The sequence below is a fragment of the Streptomyces sp. CB01580 genome, from assembly GCF_001905795.1.
In the GTDB taxonomy this organism is placed as follows: Bacteria; Actinomycetota; Actinomycetes; order Streptomycetales; family Streptomycetaceae; genus Streptomyces.
On sequence record NZ_LIXJ01000004.1, the window covers coordinates 321,680 to 339,499 of the forward strand.

The 17,820-nt window shown below is 71.7% G+C and carries 16 protein-coding genes and 2 tRNA genes; 8 read left to right on the forward strand and 10 right to left on the reverse strand.

What is annotated here, in order from left to right; translation table 11 throughout:
- The first annotated feature begins 23 nt into the window (after nt 1-23).
- From ehuC to AMK22_RS09485, 6 genes are all read left to right on the forward strand, one after another.
- The gene (gene ehuC, locus AMK22_RS09460; protein ID WP_073783272.1) at nt 24-764 is read left to right on the forward strand and encodes an ectoine/hydroxyectoine ABC transporter permease subunit EhuC; all 741 of its coding nucleotides are present in this window, start codon (nt 24-26) and stop codon (nt 762-764) included.
- Nucleotides 761-1,417 (forward strand): ectoine/hydroxyectoine ABC transporter permease subunit EhuD, encoded by a 657-nt coding sequence (gene ehuD, locus AMK22_RS09465; RefSeq protein WP_073783274.1) that lies wholly within the window; start codon nt 761-763, stop codon nt 1,415-1,417. The genes ehuC and ehuD overlap by 4 nt, the downstream gene beginning before the upstream one ends.
- A complete protein-coding gene (gene ehuA, locus AMK22_RS09470) occupies nt 1,407-2,300 on the forward strand; it encodes an ectoine/hydroxyectoine ABC transporter ATP-binding protein EhuA (protein WP_079186011.1) in 894 nt (297 codons plus the stop codon). Before ehuD ends, ehuA begins: the two co-directional genes overlap by 11 nt.
- Nucleotides 2,301-2,466: 166 nt before the next feature.
- A complete protein-coding gene (locus AMK22_RS09475) occupies nt 2,467-3,225 on the forward strand; it encodes an IclR family transcriptional regulator domain-containing protein (RefSeq protein ID WP_073783276.1) in 759 nt (252 codons plus the stop codon).
- A 117-nt stretch (nt 3,226-3,342) separates the two neighbouring features.
- Nucleotides 3,343-3,416: transfer RNA gene (locus tag AMK22_RS09480), tRNA-Lys, on the forward strand.
- 142 nt (nt 3,417-3,558) lie between these two features.
- Nucleotides 3,559-5,076 (forward strand): MFS transporter, encoded by a 1,518-nt coding sequence (locus AMK22_RS09485; protein ID WP_073783278.1) that lies wholly within the window; start codon nt 3,559-3,561, stop codon nt 5,074-5,076.
- Between the two features lie 100 nt (nt 5,077-5,176).
- On the opposite strand, the gene AMK22_RS09490 is transcribed toward AMK22_RS09485, so the two are convergent.
- The 3 genes from AMK22_RS09490 to AMK22_RS09500 all read right to left on the reverse strand — a co-directional run bounded on the left by AMK22_RS09490 (nt 5,177) and on the right by AMK22_RS09500 (nt 9,405).
- Nucleotides 5,177-5,767 (reverse strand): lytic polysaccharide monooxygenase auxiliary activity family 9 protein, encoded by a 591-nt coding sequence (locus tag AMK22_RS09490; RefSeq protein WP_073783280.1) that lies wholly within the window; start codon nt 5,765-5,767, stop codon nt 5,177-5,179.
- A 157-nt stretch (nt 5,768-5,924) separates the two neighbouring features.
- Nucleotides 5,925-7,949 (reverse strand): SPFH domain-containing protein, encoded by a 2,025-nt coding sequence (locus AMK22_RS09495; RefSeq protein ID WP_242433892.1) that lies wholly within the window; start codon nt 7,947-7,949, stop codon nt 5,925-5,927.
- 10 nt (nt 7,950-7,959) lie between these two features.
- On the reverse strand, nt 7,960-9,405 hold the full coding sequence (locus AMK22_RS09500; protein ID WP_073783282.1) for a peptidoglycan-binding protein: 1,446 nt from the start codon (nt 9,403-9,405) through the stop codon (nt 7,960-7,962).
- 183 nt (nt 9,406-9,588) lie between these two features.
- Between AMK22_RS09500 and AMK22_RS09505 the strand changes: the two genes are divergently transcribed.
- Nucleotides 9,589-9,662: transfer RNA gene (locus tag AMK22_RS09505), tRNA-Lys, on the forward strand.
- 518 nt (nt 9,663-10,180) lie between these two features.
- Here the strand turns inward: AMK22_RS09505 and AMK22_RS09510 are convergent.
- From AMK22_RS09510 to AMK22_RS09530, 5 genes are all read right to left on the reverse strand, one after another.
- On the reverse strand, nt 10,181-10,864 hold the full coding sequence (locus AMK22_RS09510) for a class F sortase (protein ID WP_073783284.1): 684 nt from the start codon (nt 10,862-10,864) through the stop codon (nt 10,181-10,183).
- Between the two features lies 1 nt (nt 10,865).
- Nucleotides 10,866-11,474 (reverse strand): hypothetical protein, encoded by a 609-nt coding sequence (locus AMK22_RS09515; RefSeq protein WP_073783286.1) that lies wholly within the window; start codon nt 11,472-11,474, stop codon nt 10,866-10,868.
- A gap of 189 nt (nt 11,475-11,663) precedes the next feature.
- Nucleotides 11,664-12,461 (reverse strand): HAD-IIA family hydrolase, encoded by a 798-nt coding sequence (locus AMK22_RS09520; RefSeq protein ID WP_073783288.1) that lies wholly within the window; start codon nt 12,459-12,461, stop codon nt 11,664-11,666.
- A 116-nt stretch (nt 12,462-12,577) separates the two neighbouring features.
- Nucleotides 12,578-13,639, reverse strand: a complete 1,062-nt coding sequence (locus AMK22_RS09525; RefSeq protein ID WP_073783289.1) for a 2-aminoethylphosphonate ABC transporter substrate-binding protein — start codon at nt 13,637-13,639, stop codon at nt 12,578-12,580.
- Nucleotides 13,640-13,689: 50 nt separating this feature from the next.
- Complete coding sequence (locus AMK22_RS09530; protein WP_073783599.1) at nt 13,690-14,460, reverse strand: GntR family transcriptional regulator; 771 nt, start codon at nt 14,458-14,460, stop codon at nt 13,690-13,692.
- Between the two features lie 497 nt (nt 14,461-14,957).
- Between AMK22_RS09530 and AMK22_RS09535 the strand changes: the two genes are divergently transcribed.
- Complete coding sequence (locus tag AMK22_RS09535; RefSeq protein ID WP_073783291.1) at nt 14,958-16,103, forward strand: Gfo/Idh/MocA family protein; 1,146 nt, start codon at nt 14,958-14,960, stop codon at nt 16,101-16,103.
- Between the two features lie 139 nt (nt 16,104-16,242).
- Here AMK22_RS09535 and AMK22_RS09540 read toward each other — a convergent pair whose 3' ends face one another.
- Nucleotides 16,243-17,013 carry a YidC/Oxa1 family membrane protein insertase gene (locus AMK22_RS09540; RefSeq protein ID WP_073783293.1) on the reverse strand — a complete coding sequence of 257 codons (771 nt, stop codon included), beginning with the start codon at nt 17,011-17,013 and terminating at the stop codon, nt 16,243-16,245.
- Between the two features lie 330 nt (nt 17,014-17,343).
- Nucleotides 17,344-17,685: a DUF6412 domain-containing protein gene (locus AMK22_RS09545; protein ID WP_073783295.1), complete on the reverse strand. Its 342-nt coding sequence runs from the start codon at nt 17,683-17,685 to the stop codon at nt 17,344-17,346.
- Nucleotides 17,686-17,820 lie beyond the last annotated feature (135 nt).

Sequence of the window (17,820 nt, forward strand, 5' to 3'; positions counted from 1 at the left end):
GGGGACGGAACGGAACGCACCGCATGAGTGATTTCTTCTCCGCCCTCCTCGACGACCTGCCGCACCTGCGCTCGGGGCTGTGGGTGACCGTCCAGGCCACCGTCCTCGGCGCGGCGCTCGCCCTGGTCCTGTCGTTCGTCCTCGGCCTGATGTCGGTCGGCCGGCTGCTGGTGGCGCGTGGTGTGTCGCGCGTGGTCGTGGAGTTCTTCCGCGGCACCTCGCTCTACATCCAGCTGTTCTGGCTCTACTACGCGATGCCACCGCTGACGGGGTACGAACTGACTCCGCTGCTCTGCGGGGTCGTCGCCTTCGGCCTCAACTACGGGGCGTACGGCGCCGAGGTGGTGCGCGGTGCGATCAACTCCGTGCCGCGTGCCCAGTACGAGGCGGCCATCGCGCTGAACATGACGCCCACGCAGCGGATGTGGCGGGTGATCCTCCCGCAGGCATGGGTGCAGATGATCCCGTCGTTCACGAATCTGCTGATCCAGTTGCTCAAGTGCACCCCGCTGCTGTGGCTGATCTCCGCCGCCGATCTGATGACCGTGATCCAGCAACTGCGCGACCGCACCGGTGAGACGCTCACCGCGTATCTGACCCTGCTGGTCGCCTACTTCGTCCTCGCCTACGCGCTCACCCTGCTGATGAACCTGCTGGAGCGCGGCGCCAAGCGGCGTCTCGGGCTGTCGGGCGGCGCGGATTCGGAGCCACGCGGCGGCGGCCCCGTCCCGGCCGTCGCGTCGACCTCCGGAGGTACCCGGTGAACGGCTCCACGGCAAGCGGTACCGACTGGGACGCCGTCGGGGAAGCCCTGCCCCTGCTGCTCGAAGGCTTCCGGGTCACCCTGCTCGCGACGGTGCTCGGCACGCTGGTCGCGGCGGTGCTCGGACTCGCCGTCGCGATCGCCGGGCGGGCGCCGAGCAGGTTCGTGACGGTGCCGGTGCGGGTTCTGACGGAGTTCGTCCGCTCCACCCCGCTGCTCGTCCAACTCGTGGGCGCCGCAGCCCTGTTCTCCTCGGTGGAGCCGCTCACGACCGGCATCGTGGTGCTCGGGATCCACTACGCCGCGTACACCTCCGAGGTGTACCGGGCCGGGATCGACAGCGTGCCGAAGGGGCAGTGGGAGGCCTGCCGGGCGCTCTCGCTCACCCCGCGCCGGACCTGGCAGGCCGTGATCCTGCCGCAAGCGGTGCGCAACGTCCTGCCCGCCCTCGGCAACTACGCGATCTCGATGTTCAAGGAGACGCCCTTCCTCGCCGTGATCACGGTGCAGGAGATGGTCTTCGAGGCCCGCAAGTACGGCGCCGACCACTTCGCCTACACCACGGCGTTCACCCTCGCCGGACTGATCTTCCTGATCGCGAGCTGTCCCACCTCGCTGCTGATGAGAAAGCTGGAGAAGCGCCTTGGCCACTGAACGCCTCCCCCTGCAGAAGCACGCGGCCCCGACCTCCGAGGACGTCCTGCCGACGCCCGGTGGCGCCGCACCGGCCCTCGGGGGCTCCGTGCCGGCCTCCGCGCTCGCCGCGACCGGTCAGCCCCTGGTCCGCTTCGACGACGTAGTGAAGCGGTACGGCGACCGCGTCGTCCTGGACCGGCTGAACTTCTCGGTGCGCCGCGGGGAGCACGTCACCCTGATCGGGCCCAGCGGGTCGGGAAAGACCACCATCCTGCGGCTGCTGATGACGCTGGAGAAGGTCAGCGACGGCGTCATCTGGGTGGACGGCGATCCGCTGTCCCACGTCCGGGCGTCCGACGGATCGCTGAAGCCCGCGACCGAACGGCATCTGCGCGAGGCGCGGAAGAAGATCGGCATGGTGTTCCAGCAGTTCAACCTCTTCCCCAACATGAGCGTGCTGCGGAACATCACCGAGGCTCCGGTCAATGTCCTGGGAATGGACCGCGACGAGGCCGAGTCCCGCGCCCGCGAGCTGCTCGACATGGTCGGACTCGCGGGCAGGGCCGACGCGCATCCCTCCCAGCTGTCGGGCGGGCAGCAGCAGCGGGTGGCGATCGCCCGCGCGCTGGCGATGCGGCCCGAGATCCTGCTCCTGGACGAGGTGACCTCCGCGCTCGACCCGGAACTGGTCGCGGGCGTACTGGAGTTGCTGAGCGACATCGCCCGGAACACCGACATCACCATGCTCTGCGTGACCCATGAGATGAACTTCGCCCGCGACGTCTCGGAGACGGTACTCATGTTTGATTCCGGACGCGTGATCGAATCCGGATCGCCGGAGAAGATCTTCTCGGATCCGGAGCACGAACGTACGCGTGAATTTCTCGCCGCGGTGCTGTGACCTCGCCACTCGCCGTACGCCAATGGCTTTGGCATATGCCGTACGAATGAGCCCCAGCTCGGGTGGCCGGGGCACCTCGTCGCTTCGTCAACAACCGCCCCGTTACGGCCCGTTGGCGGCTATCGTGAGGCCAGAGCTTGCGGTCACAACCTGGTAGGGGGAAACCGTGGCGTTGAAGCCCGAACCGACGGCGCCGTTCCACTCGGTGCAGCACGCCCTTCGCGTTCTCGAAACGGTCTCGAAGCACGGCGACGGCGTGGCGGACGCCCAGATCTCCCGGGAGACGGGGCTGCCCGCCGAGCACCTCACCCCCCTGCTGCTGACGCTGCGCCGCGAGGGATATGTCGAGCAGATCACCGACGGTGCCTACGTCATCGGCTCCTCGCTGCTGCTCCTCGGTTCCGGCACGGCCCGCAGAAAGGCCCTGGAGGCGAAGCTCCAGCATTCGCTGGCGCAGCTGCGCGATTCGGTCGGCGCGGCGGTCTACATCAGCCGGTACGTCGACGGCGAAGTCCGGATCACGCAGTACGCCGACGGCCCGCGCACCCCCGCGGTCAACGAGTGGGTCGACTTCCGGTCGTCCGCGCACGCCTCGGCGGCGGGCAAGTGCCTGCTGGCCCAGCTCGACCTGAACGGCCGCCGCGACCACCTCTCGCGCCACAAGACGCCCCGGCTCACCTCGCGGACGATCACCAACGAGAAGGCGCTCTTCTCGAAGCTCGACAGCCAGCCGGCCACCGTCCCGGTGCTCGACCTCCAGGAGTACGCCGTCGGCACGGTCTGCGCGGCGGTACCACTGACGGCCGGTTCGTCGGCGGGCTGCCTGGCGCTCTCCCTCCCGGTCGAGGACGCGCACCGCCTGCGCTCGGCGGCGGACACCCTGAACCGGCGGGCGGCACCCGTGCTGCTGTCGCTGGCGCTCTGAGGGGCGCCCCCGAGCCGCTACCGCCGGGAAATCGCCCCTTTTCGTTCCAGTTTCCTGCGATTTGCTCCCGGTGGCATCGACGCCCTCCAGGAACGGGTATGATTTTCCTGTCAGCAGGCGCCGCTAGCTCAGTTGGTTAGAGCAGCTGACTCTTAATCAGCGGGTCCGGGGTTCGAGTCCCTGGCGGCGCACAGACAACGCACTGGGCGGTTCACGTACACACGTGAACCGCCCAGTGCGTTTTGCGTTGCCCATCGGGCGCCCACCAGGATGTACGAACGTTTTACACAGGCGTACTAGACAGGCGTTTTATACGCTCGTACATTTCCTGGCATGACGAACGCCACGCGCACCACCGCCGAGCGCGGCCACCTCGCCGGCCGCCGGGAATGGACCGCCTTCGTGGTTCTCCTGCTGCCCCTTCTCCTCGTGTCGATGGACATCTCCGTCCTCTTCTTCGCGATCCCGTCCATCGACCGGGACCTCGCCCCCAGCGCCACCCAGCAGCTCTGGATCTTCGACGTGTACGCCTTCGCCCTGGCGGGCCTGCTCATCACGATGGGGTCGCTCGGCGACCGCATCGGGCGGCGCAGGCTGCTGCTCATCGGCGCGTTCGCGTTCAGCGCCGCGTCCGTGGCCGCCGCGTACGCCACCAGCCCCGAGATGCTGATCGCGGCCCGCGCCCTGCTCGGGGTCGGCGGTGCGACGCTGATGCCGTCGACGATGGGGCTCGTGCGGAACATGTTCCGCGACGAGCGGCAGCGCGGCCGCGCCATCGGCATCTGGTCCGGCGCCATGGCGGGCGGGATCGCGCTCGGCTCGGTGCTCAGCGGGGTCATGCTGCAGCACTTCTGGTGGGGCTCGGTCTTCCTGATCAACGTGCCGGCGATGGTGCTGCTGGTGGTGCTGGTGCCGGTGCTGGTTCCGGAGTTCAAGGACCCCGGCCCCGGACGGTTCGACTTCCTGAGCGTGCCGCTGTCGATGGGGGCCGTGCTGCCCGTCGTCTACGGGGTGAAGGAGAGCGCCGCCCACGGGCTCGACGTGCAGCGCGGGCTGATCATCGCCGCCGGGCTCCTCGTCGGCCTGGTCTTCGTCCGTCGGCAGCGCTCCCGCGACGACGCGCTGATCAGCCGGGAACTCTTCCGCGACCGCGGCTTCGCGGCCGGGGTCGGCCTGAACGCCCTGGCGTCCTTCGCCATGATGGGCTCCTCGTACTTCACCACGCAGTACCTGCAGTCGGTGCTCGGCATGAGCACGTTGGAGGCCGCGCTGTGGAGCCTGGCACCGTCGCTCGCCGTGGGTGCCGCGGCGCCGACGGCCACGGCGATCGCCCAGCGGACCGATCGCGCACGCGTCGTCCGCGCCGGATTCGTGATCGCCGCCGCCGGGTTCGCCGTGCTCTCCCTGACCGGTACGGACTCGTTGTGGCTGCTGCTCGCCGGCTGCGCCGTACTGAGCTGCGGCATCGTCACCGTGATGGCACTCGTCTCCGACCTGGCACTGTCCACCGCCCCGCCCCGGAAGGCGAGTTCGGCGGCCTCGCTGCTGGAGACCGGGCAGGAGTTCGGCGGTGCGATGGGGATGGCCCTGCTGGGCGCGGTGGCCATGGCGGTCTACACCGCGGACATGCCGGGATCGGCGCCGGAGGACGCCCGCAAGACCCTGGCGGGCGCGGTGGCCACCGGGGACGGCTCGCTGATCGCCGCCGCTCGGGACGCGTTCGTGCACAGCATGCGGTACGCCTCGATGACGGGTGCCGTCCTGCTGCTGGCGGGGGCGGTGCTCACCACGATGCTGCTGCGGCGGAGGCCCGCGGTGGCGGAGCGGGGCGAGCCGGCCCTGACCGGCTGAGGGCCGGCCCGTGGGCCCCGTCGCCGAAGTGCCCCCATCGGGTCCGCCCGGGCGGACCCGATGGGGATCGTCGGTGCCTCAGTGCATCCAGTGCCTCGCGTCAGAACTGCACGTCGGAGCAGGCGTAGAACGCGTTCGTCGTGTCGGCGACGTTCCAGACGCTCAGGATGATGTGCTTCCCGGTCTTCTGGGTGGGGATGGTGCCCTGCTGGGTCAGGGTCGCCGGGGGCTGCTTGCCGCCGTAGGGCACCGTCATGAACGGCTGGGGCTCCAGGTCGGCCCGGGTGAGCGGCTTGGTGGGGTCCCAGCCGTCCTTGGTGATGTAGTAGCGGAAGTCCGAGGTCGCGTGGCGGGCGGTGAACTGCCAGCGGAAGCTGAAGCCCTGGCCACCCGTCACATTGGTGGCGGGCCAGTTGCCGCCACGCGGGTCGTCGAGCTGGGCGAAGACGGAGTTGCCGCCGGAGCAGATCTTCCCGTCGGCCGGACCGGCCGACGGGAAGCCCTTCGGCCCCTCGACACTCTGCGGCTCCCACTGGATGTTGCCGCAGCCCGTCACGGTGCCGTTGGCACAGAGCTTCTGGCGGCTGATGGGGTTGTCGGTGTAGCCGTGGCTGCTGGCGCTGCTCGTCGCGAACAACGAGGCGCCCGCGATCGCCAGGCCGACTACGGCCGCACTTGCCCTTTTACGCATTGCTGTCGCTCCTCGAGAACGTGGGGGAGGTTCCATGAGCCCTGCTGCGCGCGTACTGCGGTCTAGACCAAGTCATAGATTATTGACGGGACATGAACATGTCCAGACCAATGGGAGCGGGATTCCGCTTCGCCGCCCGAGCGGTCTCCCGGCTCCCTCAGACCCCTTCGTTCCCACCGCGTCCCGTGTAGAACGCCACCGTCAAGTCCTTGACCAGCACCTTCCGTTCGTAGTCGTCCAGTTCCACGATGCCTCGCTGGGTCAGCCGGTTGACGGTGTCGTCCACCGCGTCGACCACCGAAGTCAGAACACTGTCGCGGTGCTTGGCGTCGATGGCGGCGATCCGGCGACGCTGCATGGCCGCGGCGATCTCCGGCGCGTACTCGATCCCGGTCGGCTGCGCCGAGTACACCTCGATGCCGACGGGCACGCAGTCCGCCTTCAGCATCCGGGTCAGCGCGTCGCCGACGGCCTCCGCGTCGCGCAGGGTGGGCGCGTCCTCGTGGAAGGCGTCGGCGGGGAGCTGGGAGAGGACCCGGGCCATCGCCGCCTCGACCTGCTCGCGCAGATACGTTTCGTGGTCCTCGACCCCGAGCAGCGCCCGCGCGGTGTCGCGGACCCGCCAGACCACCAGGACCACGACGCGCAGGGCGGTGCCGTTGGCGTCCACGGCCGGCAGCGGTTCGCTGCGCCAGTGCCGCAGGCGTACGTCGACCCGGCGGCGCAGCAGCAGCGGACTGATCCACATCAGCCCGGTCCGCCGCACGCTCCCCCGGTACTTGCCGAACAGCGTGAGCACCCACGCGTACCCGACCCGCCCCCGGCTCAGTCCGCCGAGCGCGAAGAGCACCAGTGTCGCCAGCGCGGCGAGGCCCGCCCAGGCGCCTATGCCGATCCCCTCGTACGGCCGCGGCGCGATCCCGAACCGGGCGAGCGCGGCCACCGGCAGCGCTCCGATCCACCAGAGGACCGCCCCGGCTCCGGCGGTCCCGCACAGCGCGGCGAGCAGGGCCACCCAGCCGGGCAGCGCGGGCCCCGAACGTTCGGCGAGTTCCGGGTCGCCGGCCGGCGCGGGCCGGGTCGAGGGTCGCACCTGCGGTCCGCGCGGCGCGGGCGGGCGCCGCCCCCCGGGCGCGGCGCCCCCGCCACCGGCCCCCCGCCGCAACGCGCCGGTGGGGAGCCCGGTGGTGTCGGTGTTCCCGGGGTCGTCGCGGAAGAGCAGGTGGACGGGGATGGTCGCGGTCGACTCGCTGCCGATGACCGCATGACGCCGCCCGGTGCCCGACGGCGCGGCGACGGGCCGTTCGACCCCTCCACGGGCGCGGTCGACGACATCCCGCTGCCGGGAGACGTCCCGGCGCCGGGAGGGGGACGGCAGCGGTGACGCGAGCGCGGACGGGAACGGGGACGGGGACGGGGACGAGGTCCGGGCCGGGCGCGGGGTGCCGCGCACGGGTGCGGGACGGGTGCCGGCCGCGACCGGTACGGCTTCCCCGTCGGCCGCCGGGCCTGCGGTGCAGTCACCGCTCGGCCGGAGCCCCGGCTCCACGGCGGGTGCGACGCCCTCCGCGAGAGGCGCACCTCCCGGCAGGACTCCCTGCTTCCCCGCGGTCCCACCGTCCGCCACGAGCTCCGGCTTCGCGGCGGCCACGCCGTTCGGCAGGAATCCGGGCTTCATGGCGGGCGCGGCACCGAGCAGGAGTCCCGGCCCTTCGGCGGGCACGACGTCCGATGCCGCGGCCGGGCCGGACGCGACGCCCACGGCCGGCACCGACACCGAGGCCGAGGTCACGCCCAGCGAGGAGGAACCGCCCGGCGACGTGCCCGCGTCCTCCCCCGGGGCCGGGTCCAGCACCAGGTCGACCACGGCGTCGGATCCGGTCACCGGACCGTTCGCCGGTGCGTCCGGGCCGTGGCCGGGCCCCGGGCGCACATCGGCCCCGGTCCCCGGGCCCATGCGCGTGTCCGCATCCGGACCCGTCGCCTCGACGGGCGTGCCGACGACCGCGACCGGGGTGGTGGCACCGCCCGGGTCCACCGCGCCCTCGGGCCGCACGTCCCCGCCGGGACCGCCCGTGCTCAACGGGGCACGCTCCCGCATCCGCGCCTCTTCCCGGTCTGCCCGGGCCTCCGGCGCTCCGGCACTGTCCGACGCCGTGGATCCCATTTCCGCCTCCGTCATGTCCGTTTCCTCACGAGAAGAGCCGCCGCCAGGTCTCCGGTCCCGGGTAGCCGTCCGCCTCCGCGCCCCGCCAGCCCTGGGCGCGCTGGAAGGCTTCGACATTGCGCCGGTCCGCCTCGCTCCACTGGGGGCCGGGGCCCGACTGGTAGTGCTTGCCGTAGCCCTTCTTCACCAACTGCCTGCCGAGCTTCTCGACATGGGCGTTGGACTGGCCGGGCCGGAAATGGCCGCGTCCGGGGAACGCCGAATCCGCGTTCGGCCCGCTCGCGCCGCCGCCGGATCCGCTGCCACCGGATCCCGAACCGGGTATGTCGCTGCCGGTCCCGTTGTCCAGGAGGCGCCACGTGTGGGGGCCCGGGAAGCCGTCCGCCTCGCCGCCCTTCCAGCCCTGGGCCTTCTGGAACGCCTGCGTGGCGCGCCGGTCCGCGTCACCCCAGGCCGGGCCGGGGCCGGACGAGTAGAAGCGCTTTCCGCCCCGCTCCACCAGCATCTTCCCGAGCTGGGTGACGTACTTGTTGCTGGCCCCGGGGCCGAACTTCCCGATGCCCGGGAACGAGACCGACGAACCGCCGTCGTCGTCGCTCCCCCCGCTCAGCCCCTTGTAGCGGTACGCGACGTACGAACCGGAGTGGCTCCAGTACGCCATGGGCGTCGTCTGCTTGCGGGTGTGCGGCCTCGTCTGCTCGTACGCCGTGTAGTGGGTGTGCGTGTAGTCGGTCCAGCCGCCGAAGATCGTGACGTGCGATCCCTTGTTGGGGTCGGAGGGGTTGTGGAAGAGCAGGATGTCGCCCGGCTGCAGGTCCTTCCGCGCGATCCTGGTGCCGTACCGGGCGAGGCTGCCGGTCCACTCGTTGCCGGGCAGGTTCCAGGCCATCGAGACGAAGCCGGAGCAGTCCTGCCGGTAGCCGTCGGACCAGTACCTCGACATGCTGTACGGCACCTGCGCGGAGACCCACTTCTTCGCCCGGTTGATGATCGCGGCCCGGCTGGTCTTGCGCAGCGTGAGCGAGGCGTTCGTGTACACGGGCGGGCCGGCCGCACCGGTGCCCTGCACGGGCCCCGGCCTGCCCTGCGGGGTGTCCGGGTCCACTCCGGTCCCGGCGAGCAGGTCGCCCTCCTCGTCCGGAACCGACGGATCGGACGCGTCCGACACGTCCAGTGCGTCCAGCTCGTCCGCCGGTACCGTCGTCTCGTCCGAACGGGGGGCACCGGCCGTCCCCGCCGAACCGGCCGCGTCGGCCGCCCGGTCGCCCGGCGCCTTCAGCGCCTCGGCCGCCCCGGTGCTCAGCACCACGCCGGCCGCGGTGGCCAGCACCAGCACGCGGCGCGCGCCGTGGGCACCCGGATGTCCCCCGTCCCGTACGGCCAGGGCCCCGGCGGCCCGCCGCTGTGCGGCACACCCCTCACAGGCGCAGTCGACGGCGGGCATGTACTCCTCGAAAGCCGGCACAGTCATGCGATTCCCCTCCGCGTTCTCAAGATCTTTGGGCGCATCTGCACGGGCGTCAGTGTCTCAACCCTTATGACATATTGCATTTTGACGGATAGGAGAGAAAAAACGACCATCCGACAGGCCGTGCCGGAGAGGAAATGGTCGGGAGCACGCTCCCCCTTCGGGTAGAGTTCTCCAGGTCAGCAAGCGCCGCTAGCTCAGTTGGTTAGAGCAGCTGACTCTTAATCAGCGGGTCCGGGGTTCGAGTCCCTGGCGGCGCACGCAGAGTCAAGGCCCCCTCACTGAACGTGAGGGGGCCTTGTTCGTGCACGTCGGCCGGACGGAACGATCACGCCGCAACCCTCCGAACGCACAGGCAACGCACAGGAAACACCGGGCGGCGGCGCGGCAACCGACACCCCGCACGGAAACTCCACACAGTGATGAAACAATCACGCCGCGCATTCAAAAAGCGGCGTGCGCGCCCGGACGAGGTCCCGGCGTCAACCGGGCCGACCCGGCTCGCAGTTGGCGGACGCGGCGGAAGGGCTGCCGCGCGAGATTGATCACACGCGGACCCGGCCCGCTCACGCCACCCGGGCCGAGCGGGCGGAAAGAACTTCGAGCGCCGTGAAGAGAGTCATACCCGCCGCCGATCACGGATCGCCGACGGCCGATGGTGACGGATGAGTTGATCTGCCATCAGAACGACGTGGCGCAAAGGTGGTTCACGGCAGGACCGGCGATCCGTGCCGATCGGGCCGGCCGGCGGGCCTCGGCGGGGACGGTGCGGGCCGGGTCAGCTCCCGCCGTTCCCCTTCGGCCTCTCGCCGGTCAGGTAGGCCGACACGACCACGTTGGCGTCGTAGGAGCGGGACGCCCGGTCGTAGGTGCCGCCGCAGGTGATCAGGCGGAGTTCGGCGCGGCCCTTCCTGCGGGGGCCGTACGCCTTGTCGGCGTTGAAGCGTTCACGGGTGAGGACCTGGACGTCGTCCACGGTGAACTCGGCGACGGTGCCGTCCGTGCGGGTCACCTCGACCTTGGCTCCGGGGCGGGCCGCGCTCAGCCCGTAGAAGACGGCCGGTCTGGTCTCGGTGTCGACATGACCGACGAAGAGCGCGGGGCCCTTCGCGCCGGGCTCGGTGCCGTTCCCGTACCAGCCGACGGTCCGGGGCGCGTCGAACGGCGGTGGGTCGATCGCGCCGTCCTCGTCCAGGCCACGGGCGACCACGGGCGCGTCGACGCCGATCGACGGGACCTCGATCCGTCGTGGCGCGGCGCCTTCGATCGGGTCGTGGGGCGGGGGCAGCGGGACGCCGAGCGGGCGGCCGACCGCGGCGATGTCGCCCGCGATCGGGGCGGAACCGGCGCCGGAGCCGTCGGTGAGGTCGCGGCCCCAGACCCACAGCCCGAGAAGCAGGACGACCCAGGCCGTCCCGGCGAGCAGTCGGCCATGACCGGCGGGGTCGTCCGCGGCGGTCATGTCAGTCCGCCACGGGGCGGCGGCGCCGCGCCGCGCCGCGGAAAACGACGGCGACGACCGCGACGGCGGCAAGCGCCAGGCCGATCACGGCGTGTGCGATGCCGGGGCCGCTCCGCCGGGCCTCCTCGTCGCTGAGGGCGGCGGTTCCGCCGCCGCCCGCGCGGACCGGGGCCAGAGGGGTGGCCGCCGCGTCCCGTCCGGCGACCGTGACCGTTCCGGTGACCCTTTCGCCACCGTCGGCGCAGACGGCCTGGACGCCGTGGTCGCCCGGTGAGGCTTCGGCGCCGATCCGGGCCCGCGCGAACAGGCCCCCGTCGGCGGCGGGGGCGAAACGCGCCTTCGAGACGAAGACGTCGGAGCTGCCTTCGGCGCTCCCGCCCGCGCAGCCGTCCAGCCGAAGGGCCACCTCGCCGCCCGGGGCGGCGGAGCGCGGGGTCACGGAGAGGGAGGCACCCGATTCACCGTCCGGGCCGGCACGGGAAGCGGTGCCCGGCCCGGAGCCGGCGCGGGGACCGGTGGCGGGGTCCGGTCCGGCCAGTGCGGCAGGGGCCGGCACCAGGGTGGCCGCCACGACCGTCACGGCACAGAGCGTGAGGGATATGGAACGCATCGTGAACCTCCTCTGTGAAGGTTCGCGCCTGCTCCCTCTTTCCGCATCCGCAGGAGGCCCGAGCGGGCGCCGGGCGCCGGGCCGGCCTGCGCGCGGATCCCGTCGAGTCCCATCGGATCCTGTCGGGGTTCTCACCGGATCCCGCGCCGCCCATCGGGCTCCCGCCCCGCTCCTGCCCCGGCCGCCGGATCAGCCCTCGGGAACGACGTCGACCAGGTCGATCAGGTCGGCGATGGAGTCGACGACCCTGGACGGCCGGAAGGGGTACTTGTCGATGTCCGCGGCCGCGGTGAGACCCGTGAGGACCAGGAACGTCTGCATGCCCGCCTCCAGACCGGCCAGCACATCGGTGTCCATCCGGTCGCCGATCATGGCGCTGGACTCGGAGTGGGCGCCGATCGCGTTCAGCCCGGTGCGCATCATCAGCGGATTGGGCTTGCCCGCGAAGTACGGTTCCTTGCCGGTCGCCTTGGTGATCAGGGCGGCGACGGACCCGGTGGCGGGCAGCGGTCCCTCGGTGGACGGACCGGTCTCGTCCGGGTTGGTGCAGATGAAACGGGCGCCGCCGTTGATCAGCCGGATCGCCTTGGTGAGCGCCTCGAAGCTGTAGGTACGGGTCTCGCCGAGGACCACGTAGTCGGGATCGTGGTCGGTGAGGACGTAGCCGATGTCGTGCAGGGCGGTGGTGAGCCCGGCCTCGCCGATGACGTACGCCGTGCCGCCGGGCCGCTGGTCGTCGAGGAACTTGGCGGTGGCCAGGGCGGAGGTCCAGATGTTCGCCACGGGCACGTCGAGGCCCATGCGCAGCAGGCGGGCGTGCAGGTCGCGGGCGGTGTAGATCGAGTTGTTGGTGAGGACCAGGAAGGGCAGTCCCGAGTCCCGCAACCGCTTGATGAAGGCATCCGCCCCGGGGATCGGCGTCCCCTCGTGGATCAGGACTCCGTCCATGTCGGTGAGCCAGGACGAGATCGGCTTGCGCTCTGCCATGCGTGGGACTCCTGCCGTACGCGTGTGCGGGGACGCCGGCGGCACCGCCTTGTGCAGCGCCGACGCCCCCGAGTTTAGAGCGTGCGTTCGCCCCGTCGGCCGGACGGCCGACCGCGTCAGCTGCCGGTGGCCGACTTCCAGGCTCCGACGTACGTCTCCAGGTTGGTGCCGATGTCCGACCAGTCGGGCTGGAAGACCTCCACGCCCTTCATCAGCTCGGCGAGCTCGACGGCGTTGGCGTCGGTGGCCCCGACGTCCTTGCGGGCCGCGAAGCCGCCGCCGACCGCGCTGACGTCCTTCTGGGCCTGCTCGGAGAGCATGAAGTCGAGCAGCTTCTTGCCGTTCTCGCCGTGCGGGGCCTTGTCGACCAGACCGGCCGCGTACGGCAGGGCGAAGGTGGTGGCCTTGCCGCCCTCCTTCGCGGGGAACCAGATCCCGAGGTTGGGCATGTCCCTGGACTGGGCGAAGTTCATCTGCACGTCGCCGTTGGCGGCGAGCAGTTCGCCCTTGTCCACCTTGGGCGCGAGCTTGCCGGTGGAGGCGGACGGGCCGACGTTGTTGGCCTGGAGCTTCTTCAGGTACTCCATGGCCCGGTCCTTGCCGCCGAAGTCGTGCATGGCCTTGATGAGCACGGCCGTGCCGTCGCCGGCGACTCCGGGAGTGGAGTACTGGATCTTGTTCTTGAACTTTCCGTCGAGCAGCTCCTCCCAGGTGGTGGGCGCCGACTTCAGTTCCTTCTTGTTGTAGATGAAGCCGAAGTAGTTGTTGACGACCGAGGTCCACTTGGAGTCGGACGCCTTGTCGGCGGCGTCGACCTTGTCGGAGCCGGCCGGCGCGTACGCCGCCAGCAGGCCCTTGCCGTCGGCCTGCTGGATGAACGGCGGCAGCGTGACCAGCACATCGGCCTGCGTGTTGGACTTCTCGCGGACGGCGCGCTGCACCATCTCCCCGGAGCCGCCCTCCACGTACTTGACCTTGATGCCGGTCTTCTTCTCGAAGTCCTTGAAGACCTTGTCGTACCAGCCGTCGCCGTTCTCGCCCTTGAGGCCGTCCGCGCTGTAGACGGTGACGACCTTCTCGTCGGAGGCGGCGGAGGAGCCGCCGCAGGCGGAGAGGGTGGCGGCGAGGCGCGGTGCGCCCCTGGGCAGGTGCGCCCCTGGGCCTGCCGGGCGTCGCACCGCGGGCGACAGTGCGAGGACAGGCCCCGGGACCTGTCCTCGCACGGAGCTCAGTACCCGTGCTGCGGACCGAGGTGCGCGGTGAACGAGAACCGGTCCCCGCGGAAGAGGGTCCGTACGCGCTCCAGCGGCGCCCCGGCCGCGTCGCGCGAGACCCGGTGCATGAGCAGCATGGGCAGCGCGGGCGGCGTACCGATGAGCAACGCCTCGCGCGGTGTCGCCAGCACGGTCTCGATCCGCTCGTCCGCGGCACCGAAGACGATCCCGAGCCGGTCGCGCAGGTACGCGTAGAAGGACGAGTCGGGGTCGAACTCCGTGTCCAGGTCCGGTACCCGGGCGACGGACACGTACGTGCTCTCAAGACCGACCCGGTCGTCGTCGGCGAGCAGCACCCGCTCCAGGTGCCAGACCGGGTCGCCGCGCCCCACCCCGATGTCGGCGGCCAGCCGCTCGGGGCAGGGGAACCGTTCCAGCCCGATGAGATGGCGGCCCGGCGTACGGCCCTGACGCCGGACCCCCTCCGTGTAGCTGGCCAGCGAGAGCGGCTGCTCCAGCTTGGGGCCCGCGACGACGGTGCCACGTCCCTGGCGGGCGAGCCGCCCCTCCAACAGGAGTTCGCGCAGCGCCTGCCGCACGGTCTCGCGCGAGACTTCGTAGCGTTCGGCGAGATCGCGTTCGGTGGGCAGCATGCCACCCTCGCCCAACTCCTCTATGAGGACGGACACGCGTGCCTTGACCGCGTAGTACTTGGGGATGCGGCCGTGCTCCGGGATACCGGAGCGGATGGGTGCGCCAGGTGTCTGGTCGTGCGGGTAGTCCACGCCGGGATGGTGGCAGACGGACATGAACACGTGTGGACGGACCTGCGGGACGGGCCGGGTCAGGAGCCGGAACGAGGACCGGGGGCGGGGCCGGGCTCGGGTCCGGGACCGGAACGTGGACCGGGGTCGGGGCCGGGACCGGGGCAAGGGCGGGGCCGGAACCGGGCGAGCATTGAAGATCTTGGCCGGGCCCGGAGCGGCGGCCGGCACGTACACCTACAAGGCGCCGGAGGTGTGCGCGTCGGCCGCCGAGGAACCCGGCCAAGATCTTCAGCACCCGCCCGGCCTGTGCGCCGGAGTTCACGGCTCTGGACACGCGACACTGCCACGCACGCGCGAGGCGGCCGGCACCGACGTGCCGGAATGCCCTCCGGCCGGCCGCCGGGACCGCTCGATCGGCCCAGCCCCGGACACCGCCCCCGTACCCCTACCGCGCCCCCGGCGCCGAACCCGGTCGGCTCTCGCACTTCGGCGACGACGTTGCTTAAGTGACGTGCATGACTGGCAACGCGACTCCCGGGACGCCTGTGGTGTCCGAGACCTTCCCGCCCGCCCTGCGCGTCGGACTGATCGGCTACGGACTGGCGGGTTCCGTGTTCCACGCCCCGCTGATCGCCGCGGCCGAGGGACTCGTCCTCGACACGGTCGTCACCTCGGACGAGGAACGGCGGGCGCGGGCACGGGCCGAGTTCCCCGCCGCGCGGCTCGCCGCGTCGCCCGAGGAGCTGTGGCAGAGGGCGGACGAACTCGATCTGGTCGTGATCGCGTCACCGAACCGGACCCATGTCCCGCTCGCCACCACGGCGATCGAGGCCGGTCTGCCGGTCGTCGTGGACAAGCCGATCGCCGGTACGGCCGCCGAGGCTCGACGGCTCGCGACACTCGCGCGGGAGCGCGGGCTGTTGCTGTCGGTCTTCCAGAACCGCCGCTGGGACAACGACTTCCGCACCCTCGCCCGGCTGCTCGCGGACGGCGAGCTGGGCACCGTACAACGCTTCGAGTCCCGTTTCGAGCGCTGGCGTCCACAGCTCAAGGGCGGCTGGCGCGAGTCGGGTGATCCGCAGGAGATCGGCGGGCTGCTGTACGACCTGGGCAGCCATGTCGTCGACCAGGCGCTCGTGCTGTTCGGGCCGGTGGTGCGGGTGTACGCGGAGTCCGACGTACGCCGTCCGGGCGCAGCCGCCGACGACGACACGTTCCTCGCGCTCACCCATGCGAACGGGGTCCGCTCGCATCTGTACGTCAGCGCCACCGCCGCCCAGCTCGGCCCCCGCTTCCGGGTGCTCGGCACGGCCGCCGGCTATGTGAAGTACGGCCTCGACCCGCAGGAGGCCGCCCTGCGCACGGGCGCCCGCCCGGCGGACGGCCGGCCGTGGGGCGAGGAACCGGAGAGCCTGTGGGGGCGGATCGGTTCGGGCGAGTCCCCGCTGACGGGCGGCGGCGCCCCGGTCCCCACCGTGCCGGGCGACTACCGCGCCTACTACGCGGCGGTCACCGACGCGCTGCGCGGCAGGGGCGACAACCCCGTGACCGCTCTCCAGGCCGCCGCCACCCTGGACGTGCTGGAGGCCGCCCGCCGCTCGGCCCGCGAGGGCGTCGCCGTGTCCCTGCCGCCCGCCACGGACACGACGACCGACGCCTGACGGGCCCGGCCCGGGCGGGACACATCCCCGCCCGGGCCCCACGTCCTTACAGTCCCTGGCCCCGCGTCCCACGGCTCCCCTCTCCCGCACGTCCGTCAGGCCCTGAACCACACGTCCCAGGCCCTGGACACGGCCGCGGTCAGGCCGTGGTGGCGGCTGCCGTGCCGGCGACGGGCATGTCGCGGTAGAGGACGGCCCGCTCGACCGCGGTCCAGGTGGTGCTGGTGACGACGTACAGGGCGGCGGCCAGCGGCACGACGGCGACGGTGAAGAGGGTGGCGAACGACAACAGCGGCATCAGCTTCGTCATCGCACCCATGCCGGGAACGGGCTCGCCGTCGGGCCCGGTCGCGGGGACGACCGGGTTGGCGGCCATCTGCCGCTTCGTACGCCGGAAGTTGAACGTGGCCACGGCCGCGACGATCGCGAACAGTCCGAGGTAGACGAGCCCCTGCGCCCCGAACGGTCCGCCGTGCGCCAGCGCGTCGTGCCAGCGCCCGCCGAGCGGGGCGTCGAACAGCTGGTGACCGAGCAGCTCGTTGGGCCCGTCGCCGATGCTCCGGCTGGAGAACAGGTGGTAGAGGAGGAAGAACGCGGGCATCTGGAGCAGGCTCGGCAGGCAGCCGGACAGCGGCGAGACCTTCTCCTCCCGGTGCAGGTCCATGAGCGCCCGCTGCATGCGCTCTGGGTCCTTGCCGTGCTTCTTGCGCAGTTCGGCGATCTGCGGCTGGAGCCTGGTGCGGGCCTTCTGCCCGCGTGCCGCGGCCCGCGACAGGGGATGCACGGCGAGCCGCACGAGTGCCGTGAACAGCACGATGGCGGCGGCGGTGGAAGCGCTCTGGAAGAGCGGGTGCAGTACGTCGGCCAGCGCGCCGACCAGGGCGGCGAACGCGGACATGAGGACGGACATCGGTGAGCCCTCCGAGGGATCTCGTCGTGCCGGGAGTACCGGAAGTACCGGAAGTGCCGGAAGTACCGGGGTCCTGGAAGTACCGGACGTACCGGAGTGCCGGGGTACCGGGGGTGAGTGACGGACTCGGCATGACGAACCGCGAGGAGGGCGCCCGTCGCCGGGCGCCAGGCACACCGGCCACGGGCGCACTGTGCGCACACGTGCCGTGTGTACACATGCTGTGTCGGCATACGCATGCACCCACGCGTGCGCACGCACACACGCACCGCCCACGCGTCGGACCGTGCCCCCGCACGGAACAGGGCGGAGGACGGACCGGACGGGCCCCTACGCGGTCGTCGGGAGGGCGTGCCCGGGGGCCCGGGGACGTCTGCGGCCCCTGGCGTCCGGGTCCCGCTGCGGCAGGAACGCGGTGCGCTGCTCCCGGTCGCGTATCGCCGTACGGACACGGGTCCGGGGCACGGGCGTGGCACAGCGGGCGCTGATGACCGCGGCGGCGACGAGTGCGGAGCCGGCGGCCGCGGTGGCGGCGAGGGCTACGGCGGCGGAAAGGCTGCCGCCCTCGGCGAGCAGGATCGCCGCGAACAACTCGGTGACGAGGAGGAGGAGCAGCGCCACGGGGCGGGGCAGGCCGGTGCCGTCACGCGGACTGCGCGTGTCACCGCTCATCGGCCCCTCCCCTCGTCGCAGTCGTGCGCGGACTGTCACGGCACGGCTTCCGCACACATGTGCGTGCGCCATACTCTCCAGCCGTTATACACGACGGCTCGGACAGAGCGGCCGTTCCCCGTGCCCCCGCCCCCC

What these genes read in the sequence shown, in the direction of transcription:
- AMK22_RS09540 (WP_073783293.1), bottom strand. Translation starts at nt 17,013, where the DNA reads ATGTCCGTCCTCATGTCCGCGTTCGCCGCCCTGGTCGGCGCGCTGGCC.
- AMK22_RS09500 (WP_073783282.1), bottom strand. Translation starts at nt 9,405, where the DNA reads ATGACTGTGCCGGCTTTCGAGGAGTACATGCCCGCCGTCGACTGCGCC.
- ehuC (WP_073783272.1), top strand. Translation starts at nt 24, where the DNA reads ATGAGTGATTTCTTCTCCGCCCTCCTCGACGACCTGCCGCACCTGCGC.
- AMK22_RS09510 (WP_073783284.1), bottom strand. Translation starts at nt 10,864, where the DNA reads ATGACCGCCGCGGACGACCCCGCCGGTCATGGCCGACTGCTCGCCGGG.
- AMK22_RS09520 (WP_073783288.1), bottom strand. Translation starts at nt 12,461, where the DNA reads ATGGCAGAGCGCAAGCCGATCTCGTCCTGGCTCACCGACATGGACGGA.
- AMK22_RS09515 (WP_073783286.1), bottom strand. Translation starts at nt 11,474, where the DNA reads ATGCGTTCCATATCCCTCACGCTCTGTGCCGTGACGGTCGTGGCGGCC.
- AMK22_RS09535 (WP_073783291.1), top strand. Translation starts at nt 14,958, where the DNA reads ATGACTGGCAACGCGACTCCCGGGACGCCTGTGGTGTCCGAGACCTTC.
- AMK22_RS09495 (WP_242433892.1), bottom strand. Translation starts at nt 7,949, where the DNA reads ATGACGGAGGCGGAAATGGGATCCACGGCGTCGGACAGTGCCGGAGCG.
- AMK22_RS09490 (WP_073783280.1), bottom strand. Translation starts at nt 5,767, where the DNA reads ATGCGTAAAAGGGCAAGTGCGGCCGTAGTCGGCCTGGCGATCGCGGGC.
- AMK22_RS09485 (WP_073783278.1), top strand. Translation starts at nt 3,559, where the DNA reads ATGACGAACGCCACGCGCACCACCGCCGAGCGCGGCCACCTCGCCGGC.
- AMK22_RS09545 (WP_073783295.1), bottom strand. Translation starts at nt 17,685, where the DNA reads ATGAGCGGTGACACGCGCAGTCCGCGTGACGGCACCGGCCTGCCCCGC.